Below are 17,657 nucleotides of genomic sequence, written 5' to 3' on the forward strand. Positions count from 1 at the left end.
ATGAGAACACTGGCCGCGATAGTGGGAGAGCCATGGGGGCAGAGCCTGACAAGCGAACGTTGCGACGGGACCTCCTCGCGGTGAGAAGCGGGTTGACGGCCGTCGACGTCGAGGCGGCGGGGGCCGCCCTGGCCTCCCGCGCGCTCGGCCTGCCCGAGCTCGCGCACGCGCGCGTGGTGGCCGCGTACGTCTCCGTCGGCACCGAACCCGGCACCCGGGCGCTGCTCGACGCCCTCCACGCGCGCGGGGTACAGGTCCTGCTGCCGGTCCTCCTCCCGGACAACGACCTCGACTGGGGCACGTACGCCGGGGAGGGGTCCCTGGTGGAGGTGCGGCACGGCGGCCGGATGGCCCTCCTGGAGCCGGCCGGCGACCGCCTCGGAGCGGACGCCGTGACGGGCGCCGACGCCGTCCTGCTGCCCGGCCTGGCCGTGGACGGCCTCGGGCTGCGCCTGGGGCGAGGCGGAGGCTCGTACGACCGCGTGCTGGCCCGGCTGGAGCGCTCGGGCGCCGATCCTGCCCTGGTGGTGCTGCTGTACGACTCCGAGGTCACCGCCCGGGTCCCGGCCGAGCCGCACGACCGTCCGGTGCACGCCGTGGTCACTCCGTCGGGAGTACGCCGCTTCCCCGGCCCCTCCTGAAGCGGAACGGCGCTGAACAGAAAGGCCCTCCACGCGCGTGGAGGGCCTTTCCGGATTACCGCGTGCTCACGGTTTCAGCAGCAGCGTGTCGCTCGTGCTGTCGTCGACCGCCTTGTCCGTGAAGGACCAGTCCAGCAGTTCGCCGTTGACCCACTTGCCCGTCTGGTCGGTGTAGTGGTCGCTGAAGGCGTGCCCGGAGGCTCCCGTCAGGTTGATCCACTTCGACTTGTCGAGGTCGCCGAGGTTGACCACCATCCGCATCGACGGCACCCAGACGACGCCGTAGCCGCCGGCCGCGTTCCAGCCGGTCGCGTCGACCGCCGCCTCGCCGCCGCCGAGCCTCCAGGGGCCGCGGTTGAGGATGTACTGCACGAATTCGGGGCCCTCGGTGCCCAGGGTCTGGTTCTTCAGGAACAGGCGGTGCAGCCGGCCCCAGCTCCAGGTGTCGATGTCCTTGCCGAGCTTGGCGGTCAGCTCCCAGCGGGCGTCCGACAGGGCGCGCCCGAACAGCTGGTCGCGGTTGGTCGCGGCCTTCTCGGTGCGGGTCCTCGGCGTGCTCCACCAGTCGTTGTCCTGGTCGTTGATGAGCCTGCGGACCACCTCGAACCAGCGGTCGCCACCGTCCGGCTGCGCCTGGTCCGCATCCCGCTGACCGCATTCGAGCACCGGCTGGTCCGCGTCGGCGGGGCTGGTGGTGCTGACCGGCTTGACGTACAGGCACTGGCCCTTGACCCGTACCTCCTTGGGCAGCTTGTTGCCGAAGGCGAGCTTCAGGATGTTGCGCCAGACCGAGTTGAAGTAGGCCGCCGCGGCCGAGTCGGCGTCCTGGGTGTAGTCCCAGCCCACGAGGAGCTTCTGCGCCTCACGGACGTACTTGTCCTTGACGTCGATCGCCAGCAGCTTGGGCACCAGCAGCTTGGCGATCTCGCTGCTGTTGTCCAGCTGCATCTGACGCATGTCGTCGGTGGAGATCTTGCCGCCGCCCTTGATCTTCGAGGCGATCAGGTCGGCGATGCGCTGGCTGCGGGTGCCGTAGCCCCAGTCCGTGGTGAGCGTGTACGGGTACTTGGCCTTGTCGACGACTGCCTGGTTGGCGGTCACGATGTAGCCGCGCTTCGGGTTGTACTCGAAGGGCAGCTCGGCCTGCTTGAGGTAACCGGTCCAGCGGTACTTGGAGTCCCAGCCGGGGACCGGCAGCGAGCCGTCGTCGCCCGCCGCGCGCGTGGGGATGCGTCCCGGCAGCTGGTAGCCGATGTTGCCCGCGGTGTCCGCGTAGACGAGGTTCTGCGAGGGCACGTCGAAGGAGGCCGCGCCCGCGCGGAACTCGGTCCAGTTCGAGGCCTTGTCGATCAGGAAGACGGCGTCCATGGAGGTGCCGGGGTCCAGTGCGGTCCAGCGCAGCGCGAGGCCGTAGCCGTCACCGCGGTCGGGGGCCGCGGCGTCGACGGTGGCCTTCTGGCCGACCTTGACGAGCTCGTCGTCGCGGTCGGACAGCAGGGGCCCGTTCTCGGTCTCGCGGACGACGATCTTCTTGGACGCGCCGCCGGCGACCTCGATGGTCTCCTCGCGCGTGGTGAACGGCTTCGTCTTCCCGTCGTACAGGTAGCCGTCGCCGGAGAGCTTCTCCAGGTAGAGGTCGGTGACGTCGGCGCCCGAGTTGGTCATGCCCCAGGCGATGTCGCCGTTGTGGCCGATGACCACGCCGGGCATGCCCGCGAAGGTGTACCCGGAGACGTCGTACTGGCACTTGCTGGAGACGCTGCGGCAGTGCAGGCCCATCTGGTACCAGACGGACGGCAGCGACGGCGACAGGTGCGGGTCGTTGGCCAGCAGCGGCTTGCCGGTGATGGTGTGGTCGCCCGCGACGACCCAGGAGTTCGAGCCGATGCCGTTGCCGTTCACCCCGACGGCCGCCGGGACGTCGTCGAGAACCCGGTAGAGGCCCGCCAGCTGGCTCTGGAAGGCCGCGGAGTCGGCGGCCGACGTTCCGGACGTACCCGAGGACGCGGACTCCGTGCTCGCGGCGCTGCCGCCCTGCACGTACGTCTGCGTCGCGGCGTCGTACGCGCCTTCCTGCACGATCGGCTTGTTCCGGCTGTACGGGTACTCCGGGTACAGGTCGGCGATCTGCTGCGGGCCGAGGCGGCTGGTCAGCAGGGAGCGGTCGATCTCGTCCTGCATGTTGCCGCGCAGGTCCCAGGCCATCGCCTTCAGCCACGCGACCGAGTCGACCGGGGTCCACTCCTGCGGCTTGTAGTCGTTCTCGAACCCGAGGGCCGCGTATTCCAGGGAGATGTCCGCGCCGTCCTTGCCCTTCAGGTAGTCGTTGACTCCCTTGGCGTAGGCCTGGAGGTACTTCTTGGTGGCGGCCGACAGGGTCTTGTCGTACTCCTCCTTGGCCACCCGGTCCCAGCCCAGGGTGCGCAGGAACTCGTCGTTCTCGACCTGCCCCTTGCCGAACATCTCGGAGAGCCGGCCCGACGTCATGTGCCGGCGTACGTCCATCTCGTAGAACCGGTCCTGCGCCTGGACATAGCCCTGCGCCATGAACAGGTCCTCGTCGGAGGAGGCGTAGATCTGCGGGATGCCGTAGCTGTCGCGCTTGACGTCGACGGGTCCGGAGAGGCCTTCGAGGGAGATTGAGCCCTTGGTCTGCGGGAAGGAGGCCCGGACGGTACTGACGGACCAGTAGGCGCCGAAGGCGATGCCTCCGACGATGGCCAGAACCAGGACGATCACGAACAGTCGGGCTTTGCGCCCCTTCTTCCTGCCGGACTTGCCGGACTTGTGGCCGGAAGAGCTGGTGGTGGTGGGGGGCATCGCTGTCCTTGCTGTCCTAACGCGAGCGGCAGGCGGTACTGGAGTGCTGGAGCAACCATAGGCGCAGGGCCCGACGCGACTTGACGCGGAGTCGGGTACGCGAACGAGCAGGCGTTCGATCATGCCCGTGGAAGTGTCAAGAAATCGTCAAGAGTTAGGTAAGGTAACGAAGTACTTGGGTGCGCGGTGACTTCACCTCGTGTCCGATGTACGTGAGCCCCCGCGCGTGCCGCGCCCGGGCCAGGGAAGGGAACGGCCACTGACTGTCCACCACCTCAACCAGCTCCTGCTCGTCTGCTCGCTCGTCCTCCTCATCGCTGTGGCAGCGGTCCGGATCTCCTCGCGCAGCGGGCTCCCCAGCCTGCTCGTGTACCTGGGGATCGGCGTCGCCATGGGCCAGGACGGCATCGGCGACATCCACTTCGACAACGCCGAACTGACCCAGGTCATCGGGTACGCGGCCCTGGTCGTGATCCTGGCCGAGGGCGGACTCGCCACGAAGTGGAAGGAGATCAGACCCGCTCTCCCGGCCGCCTCCGCGCTGGCGCTGGCGGGGGTCGCGGTGAGCGTCGGGGTCACGGCGACGGCCGCGCACCACCTGATCGGTCTCGAGTGGCGGCAGGCGTTCATCATCGGCGCGGTGGTGTCCTCGACGGACGCGGCGGCGGTCTTCTCCGTCCTGCGGAAAATTCCCCTCCCCGCGCGCGTGACGGGCACCCTGGAGGCCGAGTCGGGCTTCAACGACGCCCCGGTGGTCATCCTGGTCGTCTCGCTGTCCACGGCGGGCCCGGTCGAGCACTGGTACACGCTGCTGGGCGTCATCGTCCTGGAGCTGGCCATCGGCGCGGCCATCGGCATCGCGGTCGGCTGGCTCGGCTCCTGGGGCCTGCGGCACGTGGCCCTGCCCGCGTCCGGCCTCTATCCCATCGCCGTGATGGCGATCGCGGTCACCGCGTACGCCGCCGGCGCCCTGGCCCACGGCAGCGGTTTCCTCGCGGTCTACCTGGCCGCCATGGTCCTCGGCAACGCCAAGCTGCCGCACTGGCCGGCCACCCGAGGCTTCGCCGACGGACTCGGCTGGATCGCCCAGATCGGCATGTTCGTCCTGCTCGGCCTGCAGGTGACCCCGCACGAGATGGGCGACGACATCTGGCCCGCACTCGTCATAGGCCTGGCCCTGACCATGGTCGCGCGCCCGCTGAGCGTGATCGTCAGCCTGACGCCGTTCCGGGTCCCGTGGCAGGAGCAGACCCTGATGTCCTGGGCCGGGCTGCGCGGCGCGGTGCCCATCATCCTGGCGACGATCCCCATGGTGAGCGGCGTCGAGGACAGCCGTCGCATCTTCAACATCGTCTTCGTCCTGGTCGTCGTCTACACCCTCGTCCAGGGCCCGACACTCCCCTGGCTGGCCCGCAAACTGCACCTCGACAAGAGTGCGGAGGCCGCCGACCTCGGCATCGAATCAGCACCCCTGGAGCGGCTGCGCGGGCATCTGCTGTCCGTCGCGATACCCGACGGCTCCAAGATGCACGGCGTGGAGGTGGGCGAGCTGAGGCTGCCTCCGGGCGCCGCGGTCACCCTCGTCGTCCGCGATGAAAAATCGTTCGTTCCGCTGCCGACGACCATCCTGCACCGCGGCGACGAACTCCTCGTGGTGACCACCGACCCGGTCCGCGACGCGACCGAACGCCGGCTGCGCGCGGTCGGACAGGGCGGCAAGCTGGCGCAGTGGCTGGGGACGGGCGGGAACGGAGCAGAGGCGTGACGTACCCCGCTTCTTGCTTTCAGAGGCCTATGGGCCCGCTTCCCCTGTACAGTGAAGGCGCACCCTGATCGAACCAACTCTGTCTGAAGCAGAGCTGGCGCGACCGTATGGCGGCCGGGACATCCTCTGCGGGGGCGTCGGCATCTACCGCAGTCCGCGCAAGAGGACAGCTCTCGGCGCCGCCTCACGCAAGGGGGCCGCGCTACCAGGCGGCAGAAAGGCACGGCCGTGGCATCCACGGTCACCTACGGACAGCTGCTCCGCACCCCCGGCGCCTGGACGTTCCTGCTCCCCGGTTTCGCCGCGCGACAGCCGTTCGCGATGCTCACCATCTCCATCGTGCTGCTCGTCCAGCACACCAGCGGCTCGTACGGGACCGCCGGCGCCGTGGCCGCCGTCACCGGCGTCTCCATGGCCCTGTGCGCGCCCTACGGGGGCCGCCTCGCCGACCGCCACGGACAGCGCGCGGTCCTCGTCCCCGGCGTCGTCCTGCACACCCTGTCCGGCCTCACCCTGACGGCGCTGGCGCTGACCGGCGCCCCCCTGTGGACGCTGTTCGCCGCCGCCGTCCTGACCGGCGCCTCCACGCCCCAGGTCGGCCCCATGGTCCGTGCCCGCTGGGCGGCGAAGCTCCAGGACTCGCCCCTGACGCCGACGGCTGCGGCCTTCGAGTCCGTCACCGACGAGCTGACCTTCGTCTTCGGCCCGCTGCTCGCCACCGCCCTGTGCACAGCCGTCGACCCGGCGGCCGGCCTGGTCACCGAGGCCGCGCTGACCCTCCTCGGCGGCCTGCTGTTCGCCGCGCAGAAGAGCACCCAGCCGCGGGCCCTCACCGACAGCCCGCCGGGCGGGCCGCACACGCGCGTGGAGCGCGTTTCCGCACTGGGCATCCCCGGGGTCCGCGTCCTGATCGTCGCCTTCCTGGGCATCGGGGCCGTCTTCGGCGGCATGCAGGTCTCGCTCGCCGCGTTCAGCGAGTCCATCGGCAACCCCGGCCTGAACGGCGTCCTGTACGGGGTCTTCGCCGCCGGCAACATGCTCTCCGGCGTGGTCTGCGGAGCCGTCGCCTGGCGCATGGCCCCGCAACGGCGCCTGGTCGCCGGATACGCGGCCCTCGCGGTCACCGCCTCCGGCCTGTGGACGGCGGAGTCCGTGCTGACGCTGGCCGGGCTCGGCCTCCTCGTCGGCATGTGCATCGCGCCCGCGCTGATCACCGGCTACACCCTGGTCGACAGCCTGGTCCCGGCCGGCGCCCGTACCGAGGCGTTCACCTGGCTGACCGGCGCGGTCGCCCTCGGCCAGGCGGCGGCCGTCACCGTCGCCGGCCAACTGGAGGACCGCCTCTGGGACGGCGCCGGATTCCTGGTCCCCATGGGCGGCACACTGCTGGCCCTCGCGACCCTCGTGACCCTGCGTTCACGGCTCGCGCCGAAGGCGAGAATCCGCCCGGCGAGCCGGACTCTCGCACGTGGCGTCGGTCACCGCGTGCCGGTGACAGTGGACTGATCCTCGGGAATACGTCACACTGGACCGTCGTTAGCACTCATCGAGTGAGAGTGCCAGGAGGAAGACAAGTGCCGACCTACCAGTACCAGTGCACAGAGTGCGCTGAGGGCCTCGAAGCGGTGCAGAAGTTCACCGATGACGCCCTGACCGAGTGCCCCAGCTGCGGTGGCCGCCTGAAGAAGGTGTTCTCCGCCGTCGGCATCGTCTTCAAGGGCTCCGGTTTCTACCGCAACGACAGCCGCGGCTCGTCGTCGAGCAGCGCGCCCGCGGCGAAGCCGTCGACGTCCTCCGCCACGACGTCGTCCTCCTCGGACTCGTCGTCGAGTTCGTCGAGCTCCTCGTCGTCCGGCTCGTCCTCGTCGTCCAGCTCCTCGTCGGGCTCCAGCAGCTCGTCGAGCACCAGTTCGGCCGCGTAAGCACCGCCTCTTGGCCCACGCCTACGGGACCCTGTCGTCGTACGACGACAGGGTTTTCGGTGTTCTCGCTCGCTCAAGTCCGCTTGCTGACGAGGTTTCTCCGCGCCGGGCTAGGGTGCGTGCATGGTGAATCAGGATCAGGCGAGTCCCGCGGGTGCCGAGATCGGCGTGATCGGTGGCTCCGGCTTCTACTCCTTCCTCGACGACGTGACCGAGGTACAGGTCGACACGCCGTACGGATCCCCCAGTGACTCTCTGTTCCTCGGCGAGGTCGCCGGTCGCCGGGTGGCCTTCCTGCCCCGGCACGGACGCGGCCACCATCTTCCGCCGCACCGCATCAACTACCGCGCCAACCTGTGGGCGTTGCGCTCCGTCGGCGTACGCCAGGTGCTCGCCCCGTGCGCGGTGGGCGGGCTGCGGCCCGAGTACGGCCCGGGCACGCTGCTCGTGCCGGACCAGCTGGTCGACCGTACGAAGTCCAGGGTGGGGACGTTCTTCGACGGCCTGCCGCTGCCCGGCGGCGCCGTCCCCAACGTGGTGCACGTGTCCCTCGCCGACCCCTACTGCCCGGTCGGCCGTGAGGTCGCTCTGGCGGCGGCACGTGGGCGCGACTGGGAGCCGGTGGACGGCGGCACGCTGACCGTGATCGAGGGGCCACGGTTCTCCACCCGCGCCGAATCCCTCTGGCACCGGGCGCAGGGCTGGTCGGTGGTGGGCATGACGGGCCATCCCGAGGCGGCGCTCGCCCGTGAACTGGAGCTCTGCTACACGGCGTTGGCTCTCGTCACCGACCTCGACGCGGGCGCGGAGACCGGCGAGGGCGTCTCGCACGAGGAGGTGCTCCAGGTGTTCGCGGCGAACGTGGACCGGATGCGAGGCGTCCTGTTCGACGCGGTGGCCGCGCTGCCCGCGGGCGAGACGCGGGACTGCCTGTGCACGAAGGCGCTGGGCGGGATGGACCCGGGGTTCGAGCTGCCCTGACGGGGCCGGGTAAGGGGTAGGGGGAGCGAGGTACGAGGGTCTGCGGGGGCGGAACCTCCCGTTCGGGTGAGCGAGTTGTCCACAACCGGCGAGTAGCACACAGGCCTCAGCAGGGTTCGCCGAGAAGCCTCATCGTGGGAGCGCAAGCAGCTCCCTCGTCACAGGTGGTGGTCCCCGTGTCCGTGTCCTCCGTACGTCCCGCGTCTTCCGTACTTCCCGTGTCCTCCGCGCATCCCGTACGTTCCGTGCGTTCCGTTCCGCTCGTTCCCGCGCCCTGCGAGGTGCCGCACTTCGCCCCCGTGCGGGTGCGCGGCGGGCGGTACCGACTGCGGCGCCTGGTACGGCACCGGAGGCGGGCGCTGGCCGTCGGCCTTGCCGTCACGGCGGTGGCGATCATTGCTGCGGGCCCACGCCAGGCGGCGGGGCCACCGCCCGATGCCGGCCGGGTCCGGGGCCACCCCGTGGTGGATCCCGTACGGGCGCGGCCGACGGTGCAGATGGTGACAGCGCCGGTACGGATCGCCGACGCGGCCACGGTCCGGCTGCTGCGGCCCGGTGACCGGGTCGACGTCATCGCGGCCGAGGAGTCGCCGACGGGCACCGACGCCCGGGTGGTCGCGCGCCGGGCACTCGTGACGCAGGTGCCGCAGGTCCCGGCGTCCCAGGACGGCATGGCCGAGGGCGGGGCCCTGGTCGTGCTCTCGGTGCCGCATTCCACGGCGTCCCGGCTGGCCGGCGCGGGTGCGACGGCACGGCTGGCGGTGACACTGTGGTGAGCCGTAGCGTGATTGCCTCGAACCGTCAGACGTCAAGTCCCTCGTTGGAGTTACCCAATTGGACATGCCTGCCGGGCGTTGACGTAGGTTGCGGAACTGTTTGTTCCACCAGTTGCGTGTACGAGGAGAGGTCCCGCCGTGAGCGAGAAGAAGCAACCGAGCGTCCTGGACGGTTTCAAAACCTTCCTGACGCGCGGAAACGTCGTCGATCTGGCGGTCGCGGTAGTCATCGGTACCGCCTTCACCAACGTCGTCAACTCGGTGGTGAAGGGCATGATCAACCCCATGGTGGGGGCGTTCGGGACCAAGAACCTGGACAACTACAGCTCCTGCATCAAGGACCCCTGCACCGGCACGGGCGACACCGCGACCGGCGTCCGCGTCATGTGGGGTTCGGTCCTGGGCTCCACGCTGACCTTCCTGATCACCGCGGCCGTCGTCTACTTCCTGATGGTCCTGCCGATGTCGAAGTACCTGGCCCGAGCGGCCGCACGCCAGAAGGCGAAGGAGGGCGCGCAGGAGGTCATCGAGGTGAGCGAGCTGGAGGTCCTCAAGGAGATCCGCGACGCGCTGGTGACCCAGCGGGGCGCCGGGCACAACGAGGCCCTGGTGGCCCAGCGGGACTCCGAGCACAAGGAGCGGTAGGCGGCGCGCTCGGCGGCCTCGCACAGAGGCCGTTCGGTGTGGTTCAGATGTGGTGGGGCGGCTTCTCGTCGAGGAAACGCCTCAGGTCGGCCGCGCTGTCGCCGCCGCCCTCGCCCAGGCGTTCGCCCCACCCCCGGTCCGTGTCGTCCGACGACTGCTGGTCCAGCGGGTCGTCGAAGACCAGCGCGGGCTTCGGGTCGCGCGGTTCGGGGGCGGCGGGGCTGCTCATGACTCCAGGGTACGTCCCACCTGCCGGGCCCGGTCCGGGGCGTGGGGCGCCCGCCGGATCACACTCCGGCGGCGCCCTTCGGCCTGCCAGCGGTGGGTGGCACGTTGCCGTGACGCCTTGGCGTCGGCTTCCTCTTCGACCTCTGCTTCTTGACGTCCTCTCCGTCATCAAGGACGGAAGACACGGAAGCGGTGAGGTAGGCGGAAGGAGCAGGACAGGCGGTGCTGGACAACACTGGGCGTCATGACAGTTGACGCTCTGACAGATGTCGCCGGCCTGCGGGTGGGGCACGCGACCCGGATCGGCGACGGGTGGCTCACCGGGACGACGGTCGTGCTCGCACCGGAGGGCGGAGCCGTGGCGGCCGTGGACGTGCGGGGCGGCGGACCCGGCACCAAGGAGACCGACGCCCTGGATCCGCGCAACGTCGTGCGGAGCGTCGAGGCGGTGGTGCTGACGGGCGGCAGCGCGTACGGGCTGGACTCGGCGTCGGGCGTGATGGCCTGGCTGGAGGAGCGAGGGCGCGGGGTGCGGGTCGGGCCCGGTCCCGGGCACGTCGTGCCGGTGGTGCCCGCCGCCTGCGTCTTCGACCTGGGCCGGGGTGGCGACTTCCGGGCCCGGCCGGACGCGGCCACCGGTCGGGCGGCGGTCGAGGCGGCCGCCGCGAGCGAGCCGGGCGCGCCCGTGCCGGAGGGGTGCGTGGGCGCCGGTACGGGGGCCGTGATCGGGTTCCTCAAGGGCGGGGTCGGCACCGCGAGCACCGTGCTGCCGTCGGGGATCACGGTGGCGGTGCTGGTGGTGGCCAACGCGGCGGGGTTCTCGGTGGATCCGGAAACGGGGGTGCTGTACGGGGAGTTGTTCGAGGGGCGGCGGGTCGCCTATCCGGAGTCCGGTGTGCACGAGGTGGCGCAGCAACGACTGGCCGAGGTCGCCGCGCAGACTCCCCTGCCACCGCTGAACACCACGCTCGCGGTGGTCGCGACCGACGCGGCACTGTCGAAGGCGCAGGCGCAGAAGGTGGCCGGCACGGCGCACGACGGCATCGCGCGTGCCGTACGACCGGTGCATCTGCTCACCGACGGGGACACGGTGTTCACGTTGGCGACAGGGGTGCGTCCGCTGGACGGGGACGACCCGCTCGCGCTGAACGAGATCCTCGCGGCGGGCGCGGACCTGGTGACCCGGGCGATCGTCCGGGCGGTGCGGGCAGCGGAGTCGGTGGCGGGGCCTGGCGGGGCGTGGCCGTCGTACGGGGAGCTGTATGGAGAACTGCGCGGGGAGCGGTACAGGGAACCGTACGGGGAGCGGTAACTCCAGGCGTTTTCTTCTTGGTTGAGGTGCGATTGTCGCGGTTCTGTCACGTGATGGACGTGAGCATGATCGGTGGGAACCCGGGCCGGGGGTGTTCCCCTCTTTCCTCACGCAGTGGAGCGGATCACCCACATCACACAAAACTGGAGCAGCCCGTGACAACGCCGAACACAACAGCTCGGCGCGCACTGGGGGTATGTGCCGTCCTGATGGTCGGCGCGCTGTCCCTCACCGCGTGCGGTGGCAACAACAGCGGAGGCGACGACGGCAAGGGAGGCAAGGACGGCAGCGGTAGCAGCAGCGGCAAGGGCGGTAGCGGCTCCGTCGCGACGTCGGCCGTGCGGATCGCGATCTCCGCGAAGGACGGCTCGGCGGGCGCGTCGATCAACACGACCGGTGTGAAGGTCAGCGGTGGCACGCTGACCGACGTGCGGATGACCGTCGCGGGGACGGGGGCCGCCGTGGCGGGGGCGATATCGGCGGACGGGCAAAGCTGGCTGCCGGGGCAGCAGCTGGAGCGTGGGACGCGGTATCGAATAGCGGCGACCGCGAAGGACGCCGACGGGCAGGCCCAGGCCGCCGACTCGACCTTCACCACGGTCACCAAGGCGAACAGCTTCATCGGGTCGTACACGCCGGACAACGGGACGACGGTCGGGGTGGGGATGCCCGTGTCGTTCACCTTCGACAAGGCCATCAGCGACCAGGCGGCCGTGCGGTCGCACATCACGGTCACGTCGAGCAGCGGGCAGCAGGTGGTGGGGCACTGGTTCGGGGCACAGCGGCTCGACTTCCGGCCCGAGGAGTACTGGAAGGCCGGCTCCAAGGTCACCATGAAGATCGACCTGGACGGGGTCAAGGGCGCCAACGGCGCGGTCGGGGTGCAGAAGAAGACCGTGAGCTTCACGATCGGGCGCTCGCAGGTGTCCACGGTCGACGTCAACACGCAGACCATGACGGTCGTACGGGACGGGCAGACCCGCAAGAACATCCCGATCTCGGCCGGCAGCCCGGAGTTCGCCACGTACAACGGTCAGATGGTCATCTCCGAGAAGCTGCGGGAGACGGAGATGGACAGCCGTACGGTCGATCTGGCCAACGCGTACGACATCAAGGACGTACCGAACGCGATGCGGTTGACCACGTCCGGGACCTTCATTCACGGCAACTACTGGTACGAGCCCAAGAGCAACCCGCCCTTCGGGCGCACGGGTACCAGTCACGGCTGTGTGGGGCTGCGGGATGTACAGGGGGCCCAAGGGGACACGCCCGCCAAGTGGTTCTTCGACAACTCGATGATCGGGGACGTCGTCATCGTCAGGAACTCCGCCGACAAGCAGGTCGCGCCGGACAACGGTCTCAACGGCTGGAACCTGCCGTGGAGCGAGTGGACCGCCGGGAGCGTCTCCTGAACTACCTTCCAAGCAGGGCGTGTTGACGGATCATCGACGGTTTTCGGGGCCGTGCGGGAACTTTTCGCGCGGCCCGGGCGTCTTCTGGACGTATGTTTTCTCGGTTCGCGGACATGATGTCCGACCGAGGGGCTACGGTATGCACCCACAAGGTGACATGCAGCAACGCCGGGAGAAGCCTTGAGCGTTCCGTACGAGACGGCAGCGTACGAACCACCCGAGTCGCCCGAGTCTCCGGAGGAGCACCTCGAGCGACTCCTGGGCCGTGCGCTGAACTCCTTCGAACTGCCCGATGAAGCGATACGCCGGCTCGACTGCGCGCTGGCGCACGACAGTTCGCTGCACTCCGCGCACCACAGCGCGGGGCTGCACCGCGAGACGTACCGGCACACCTGGCTGCTCGCCGACGGCTCGGCGCTCACCCTCTGGGAGCTGGTGCACAACACGGCGCCCGGGTCGGGTCCACAGGCCGAGGTGTACGTGGACGAGGAGGAGCTGCGCGCCGCGACGGCCCGGCTCCCGCTGCCGGCGGACGCCCCGGACTTCGAGCTGCCGGTGACGGTGCAGCTCGCCGCGGTGGTCCAGCCGCGGCACAGGTACGTTCCGGACGACAACTCGGCTGACCACGCGCGCCGGTTACTGAGGCGTGCGGAGAACACCGACCGGCCGGGGGCGGAGATCGCCGACCTGCTGCGTACGGCGTTCGCGCACCGGATCACCCAGGCGTTCGGGCGCCCGTGCCGCGCCGGCCGGGCCGGTATCGGCTTCTCGCTCTACGAGCACGCCTTCCTGTTGCCCGGTGGTGAGGAGATCTCCCTCTGGGAGATCGAGCACACGGCCACACCCGACGGACGGCACATGTGCGAGGTGTATCCGACGGAGGACGGGGCGCGGGACGCGATGGAGCGCCGGGCGGCACGGACGTAACCGAGCTGGTCGTACGACGCGGGAACCCGACCCGGACGTAGCAGTGCGGACGTAGCAGCGCGGAAGGCCGCCGCGGCTCTTGGCCGCGGCGGCCTTCCGTCTGTCCGGTCCGGGGAACGGAACTCCCCCGCTCCGGTGCGGTGTTACGCCGCCACCGGCTCCTTCTTCCCGGCCGCCTGCGCGGCGCCCTCCGGCGACTCGGCGGCCGTGGCCCCCGGTGCCTGCTTGCGCATGCTCTTGAGGAGGATCACCAGCGCCGTCGTCACGCAGGTGCCGACCGCGATGGCGATCAGGTAGAGGAACGGGCTGCCGATCAGCGGGACCACGAAGATGCCGCCGTGCGGGGCGCGCAGCGTGGCGCCGAAGGCCATCGACAGTGCGCCGGTGACCGCGCCGCCCGCCATCGAGGCAGGGATGACGCGCAGCGGGTCCGCCGCCGCGAACGGGATCGCGCCCTCGGAGATGAAGGACGCGCCCAGTACCCAGGCGGCCTTGCCGTTCTCGCGCTCGGCCGGGGTGAAGAGCTTCCTGCGGACGACGGTGGCCAGCGCCATGCCCAGCGGCGGAACCATACCCGCGGCCATCACCGCGGCCATGACCTTCATCGCGGCGTCGCTCGGGTCCTCGACGGCGATACCGGCGGTGGCGAAGGCGTACGCGACCTTGTTGACGGGGCCGCCCAGGTCGAAGCACATCATCAGGCCGAGCAGGATGCCGAGCAGGATCGCGTTGGTGCCGGAGAGGCCGGAGAGCCAGTCCGTCATGCCCTTCTGGGCCTCGGCGATGGGCTTGCCGACCACGACGAACATCAGGAAGCCGACGATCAGCGAGGAGATCAGCGGGATCACCACGACCGGCATGATGCCGCGCAGTGCCGTAGGGATCTTGATGCGCTGGATCGCCAGGACGATCCCACCGGCCAGCAGACCGGCGACCAGGCCGCCGAGGAAGCCGGCGTTGATGTTGAACGCGATCATGCCGCCGACGAAGCCGGGGACGAGACCCGGCCGGTCCGCCATGCCGTAGGCGATGTAACCGGCCAGCACCGGGACGAGGAAGCCGAAGGCGACCCCGCCGATCTGGAACAGCAGCGCGCCCCAGCTGTCGACCTGGGTCCAGGAGAAGTGCTCCATGACCGAGGGCGCCTTGTCGATCTCCCAGCCGCCGATCGCGAAGCCGAGGGCGAGCAGCAGACCGCCCGCGGCGACGAACGGGACCATGTAACTCACGCCGGTCATCAGCCACTTGCGCAGCTTGGTGCCGTAGTTGTCACCGGACTCGCCGGCCCGCTCGACGGGCGTACCGCCGCCCTGGGCACTCGCGGTGACCTCGCCACGCTCGGCCTTGCCGCGTACGTCGGCGATGAGCTGGGCGGGCTTGTTGATGCCTGCCTTGACGCCGACGTCGACGGTCGGCTTCCCGGCGAAGCGTTCCTTCTCCCGTACGGGCACGTCGTGGGCGAAGATCACGCCGTCCGCATCGGCGATGGCCACCGGGTCGAGGCGGGTGAACCCGGCCGAACCCTGCGTCTCGACGACGAGCTCGACGCCCGCCTCGCGGCCCGCGTTCTCCAGCGACTCGGCCGCCATGTACGTGTGCGCGATACCGGTCGGACAGGAGGTGACGGCGACGATACGGAACGGACGCTCGCCCCCGCCCCCATCCGCACTGGTACCCGCGGCGGTTTCGGCGGAGGCCGCCGCCGAAACCGCCGCGGAGTCATCGGCGTCGGCGGTGCCGACGGTCGGCGCCTCGTCGCCGCGGATCAGCGCGGCGGCGCTCGCCGCGTCGCCCACCGACCGCAGCGCCGCTGTGAACTCGTCGTTCATCAGCTGGCGGGCCAGCGACGAGAGGATCGTCAGGTGGGCGTCGTCGGCGCCGGCCGGGGCCGCGATCAGGAAGATCAGGTCGGCGGGTCCGTCCGCCGCCCCGAAGTCGATCCCGGCGGCACTGCGCCCGAAGGCGAGGGTCGGCTCGGTCACGTGTTCGCTTCGGCAGTGCGGGATGCCGATGCCGCCGTCGAGGCCGGTCGGCATCTGCGCCTCGCGGGCGGCCACGTCGGCGAGGAAGCCGTCGAGGTCGGTAACCCGCCCCTTCGCCACCATGCGCTCGGCGAGGGCACGGGCAGCCGCGTCCTTGGTCTGGGCGGACAGGTCGAGATCGAGATCGACCAGGTCCGCGGTGATCATCTCGCTCATCGCGGGCTCCTTCGCACGAGTTGCGCCCTGGGCGTGGGGTGGGCGGGGCTGGGGACGGGGTTGGTACGGGTACTGCGATGGGGGTTCCTGGGGGTGGCTGCGGCGGGGCCGGGGGAGCCCCGCCGCGTCAGGGCCGGTTCAGGGGGGACGCGCGGTGGGGAACCCATGACGCGGGCTCCCTCAGCGGCATCACACTGCCGGGCAGCCGGACGGCTGCGGCGTGCTCGAAGACAGCGGGCCGGATCAGGGAGGGCGGACAACCGGGAGCTCATGACACCGGCTCCCTCAGTACGCGGTCCACGGGTACCTCGCTCGTCACCGTCACGGCAGACAGGTCGAGGTCGGCCGGCGTCGGCATCACGCTGCCGGGCAGCTGGACGGCTGCGGCGCCGTGCGCGACGGCGGAGGCAAGGGCTTCGGGTCCGCTGCCGCCTGCGATCAGGAAACCGGCGAGCGAGGAGTCACCGGCGCCCACATTGCTGCGTACGGTGTCGACGCGCGCGCTGCCGAACCAGGTGCCGGAGCCGTTGACGAGCAGCTGCCCGTCGGCGCCGAGGCTGGCGAGGACGGCGCCCGCGCCGAGTTCGCGCAGTTCCTCGGCGGCCTTGACGGCGTCGCCGATCGTGGCGAGGGGACGGCCGACCGCTTCGGCGAGCTCCTCGGCGTTCGGCTTGACGACGTCGGGCCGCTCGCGGAGGGCCGCCAGCAGGGCCGGTCCCGAGGTGTCGAGGGCGATCCGCGCGCCCGCGGCGTGCGTACGGGCGACGAGGTCGGCGTACCAGGAGGGGGCGAGACCGCGCGGCAGGCTGCCGCAGCAGGCGATCCAGTCTGCCTCGGCCGACTGCCGGCGCACGGTCTCCAGGAGCAACTCCTGCTCGGCGGCGGAGAGTTCGGGACCCGGTGCGTTGATCTTCGTCAGCACACCGTCGGCTTCGGCGAGCGCGATGTTGGAGCGGGTGGCCCCGGAGATCGGCACCGGCGCGACCTCGATGCCCTGGGCGTCGAGCAGGGCGGCGACGAGCGCTCCGGGCGCGCCGCCCAGCGGCAGCACGGCCACGGTGCGCTGCCCGGCGGCGGCGACGGCCCGCGAGACGTTGACGCCCTTGCCGCCCGGGTCCATGCGTTCGCCGGTGGCCCGGATGACCTCGCCGCGGTCGAGCGACGGCACCTCGTACGTACGGTCGAGGGACGGGTTGGGGGTGACGGTGAGGATCATGCGCACTCGTTTCTAGACACAGAGCACTTCCGTGCCGCCGCTGTGCTCGAGGCTGGTGACGTCCTCGGGGCTCAGCCCGCTGTCGGTGATCAGCAGGTCCACGTCGCCCAGGTCGCCGAAGCGGGCGAAGTGCTCCTGGCCGTGCTTCGTCGAGTCGGCGAGGAGCACCACTCGGCGGGCGGCCTCCACGGCGGCCCGCTTCACGGCGGCCTCGGCGAGGTCGGGCGTGGTCAGCCCGCGCTCGGCGGAGAACCCGTTGGCGGCCACGAACGCGACGTCGGCGCGGATCTCGCCGTACGCCCGCAGCGCCCAGGCGTCCACGGCGGCGCGGGTACGGTGCCGGACGCGCCCTCCGACGAGGTGCAGCTGGATGCCGGGGTGGTCGGCGAGGCGGGCCGCGATCGGGAGGCTGTGCGTGACGACGGTGAGCGTCGCGTCCAGCGGGATGGCGGCGGCGAGGCGTGCGACCGTCGAGCCGGCGTCGAGGATCAGGGTGCCCTCGGCGGGCAGCTCGGCGAGGGCGGCCTTGGCGATGCGGTCCTTCTCGTCGGCGTGGGTCGACTCGCGCTCGGTGAGGTCCGGCTCGAAGTCGAGGCGGCCGGCCGGTATGGCCCCGCCGTGCACACGCCGTAGGAGTCCCGCGCGGTCCAGCGCCTTCAGGTCCCGCCGGACGGTCTCCGCGGTGACCTGGAACTGCTCGGCGAGGGACAGCACGTCCACCCGCCCGCCGTCACGGGCGAGCCGCAGGATCTCCTGCTGCCGCTCCGGTGCGTACATGTCCGTTTACCTCCGGCCGATGCCCACTGATGCCCGA

15 protein-coding genes are annotated in these 17,657 nt (G+C 70.7%); 10 read left to right on the plus strand and 5 right to left on the minus strand.

What is annotated here, in order from left to right; all coding sequences use genetic code 11:
- The first annotated feature begins 32 nt into the window (after positions 1-32).
- Complete coding sequence (locus G3I71_RS11035; protein ID WP_164313809.1) at positions 33-641, plus strand: 5-formyltetrahydrofolate cyclo-ligase; 609 nt, start codon at positions 33-35, stop codon at positions 639-641.
- A gap of 66 nt (positions 642-707) precedes the next feature.
- Here the strand turns inward: G3I71_RS11035 and G3I71_RS11040 are convergent, their stop codons facing one another.
- On the minus strand, positions 708-3,461 hold the full coding sequence (locus G3I71_RS11040; RefSeq protein WP_164313810.1) for a penicillin acylase family protein: 2,754 nt from the start codon (positions 3,459-3,461) through the stop codon (positions 708-710).
- A gap of 199 nt (positions 3,462-3,660) precedes the next feature.
- On the opposite strand from G3I71_RS11040, the gene G3I71_RS11045 reads away from it, so the two are divergent.
- The 6 genes from G3I71_RS11045 to G3I71_RS11070 all read left to right on the plus strand — a co-directional run bounded on the left by G3I71_RS11045 (position 3,661) and on the right by G3I71_RS11070 (position 9,550).
- The gene (locus G3I71_RS11045) at positions 3,661-5,226 is read left to right on the plus strand and encodes a potassium/proton antiporter (RefSeq protein WP_343242917.1); all 1,566 of its coding nucleotides are present in this window, start codon (positions 3,661-3,663) and stop codon (positions 5,224-5,226) included.
- A gap of 228 nt (positions 5,227-5,454) precedes the next feature.
- A complete protein-coding gene (locus G3I71_RS11050) occupies positions 5,455-6,732 on the plus strand; it encodes an MFS transporter (protein WP_164313811.1) in 1,278 nt (425 codons plus the stop codon).
- Between the two features lie 68 nt (positions 6,733-6,800).
- Entirely contained in the window at positions 6,801-7,148 is a 348-nt protein-coding gene (locus tag G3I71_RS11055) for an FmdB family zinc ribbon protein (RefSeq protein ID WP_164313812.1), read from the plus strand.
- A 123-nt stretch (positions 7,149-7,271) separates the two neighbouring features.
- A complete protein-coding gene (locus G3I71_RS11060) occupies positions 7,272-8,129 on the plus strand; it encodes an S-methyl-5'-thioadenosine phosphorylase (RefSeq protein WP_164313813.1) in 858 nt (285 codons plus the stop codon).
- 245 nt (positions 8,130-8,374) lie between these two features.
- Positions 8,375-8,905 carry an RcpC/CpaB family pilus assembly protein gene (locus G3I71_RS11065; protein ID WP_343242918.1) on the plus strand — a complete coding sequence of 177 codons (531 nt, stop codon included), beginning with the start codon at positions 8,375-8,377 and terminating at the stop codon, positions 8,903-8,905.
- Positions 8,906-9,043: 138 nt separating this feature from the next.
- Positions 9,044-9,550 (plus strand): MscL family protein, encoded by a 507-nt coding sequence (locus G3I71_RS11070; RefSeq protein WP_164313814.1) that lies wholly within the window; start codon positions 9,044-9,046, stop codon positions 9,548-9,550.
- A gap of 43 nt (positions 9,551-9,593) precedes the next feature.
- Here the strand turns inward: G3I71_RS11070 and G3I71_RS11075 are convergent, their stop codons facing one another.
- A complete protein-coding gene (locus G3I71_RS11075) occupies positions 9,594-9,779 on the minus strand; it encodes a hypothetical protein (RefSeq protein WP_164313815.1) in 186 nt (61 codons plus the stop codon).
- 243 nt (positions 9,780-10,022) lie between these two features.
- Here G3I71_RS11075 and G3I71_RS11080 point away from each other — a divergent pair, with 243 nt between their 5' ends.
- From G3I71_RS11080 to G3I71_RS11090, 3 genes are all read left to right on the plus strand, one after another.
- Positions 10,023-11,090, plus strand: a complete 1,068-nt coding sequence (locus tag G3I71_RS11080; RefSeq protein ID WP_164313816.1) for a P1 family peptidase — start codon at positions 10,023-10,025, stop codon at positions 11,088-11,090.
- A gap of 155 nt (positions 11,091-11,245) precedes the next feature.
- On the plus strand, positions 11,246-12,502 hold the full coding sequence (locus G3I71_RS11085; protein ID WP_164313817.1) for an Ig-like domain-containing protein: 1,257 nt from the start codon (positions 11,246-11,248) through the stop codon (positions 12,500-12,502).
- 180 nt (positions 12,503-12,682) lie between these two features.
- The gene (locus tag G3I71_RS11090) at positions 12,683-13,429 is read left to right on the plus strand and encodes a DUF6227 family protein (RefSeq protein WP_164313818.1); all 747 of its coding nucleotides are present in this window, start codon (positions 12,683-12,685) and stop codon (positions 13,427-13,429) included.
- Positions 13,430-13,572: 143 nt separating this feature from the next.
- Here G3I71_RS11090 and G3I71_RS11095 read toward each other — a convergent pair whose 3' ends face one another.
- The 3 genes from G3I71_RS11095 to G3I71_RS11105 all read right to left on the minus strand — a co-directional run bounded on the left by G3I71_RS11095 (position 13,573) and on the right by G3I71_RS11105 (position 17,620).
- Positions 13,573-15,627, minus strand: coding sequence for a fructose-specific PTS transporter subunit EIIC (locus G3I71_RS11095; RefSeq protein WP_164313819.1), 2,055 nt, complete (start codon positions 15,625-15,627; stop codon positions 13,573-13,575).
- Positions 15,628-15,895: 268 nt separating this feature from the next.
- Positions 15,896-16,843, minus strand: a complete 948-nt coding sequence (gene pfkB, locus G3I71_RS11100) for a 1-phosphofructokinase (protein WP_164313820.1) — start codon at positions 16,841-16,843, stop codon at positions 15,896-15,898.
- A gap of 12 nt (positions 16,844-16,855) precedes the next feature.
- Positions 16,856-17,620, minus strand: a complete 765-nt coding sequence (locus tag G3I71_RS11105) for a DeoR/GlpR family DNA-binding transcription regulator (protein WP_164313821.1) — start codon at positions 17,618-17,620, stop codon at positions 16,856-16,858.
- Positions 17,621-17,657: the final 37 nt, after the last annotated feature.

It is taken from the genome of Streptomyces sp. SID12501 (assembly GCF_010550245.1).
In the GTDB taxonomy this organism is placed as follows: domain Bacteria; phylum Actinomycetota; class Actinomycetes; order Streptomycetales; family Streptomycetaceae; genus Streptomyces.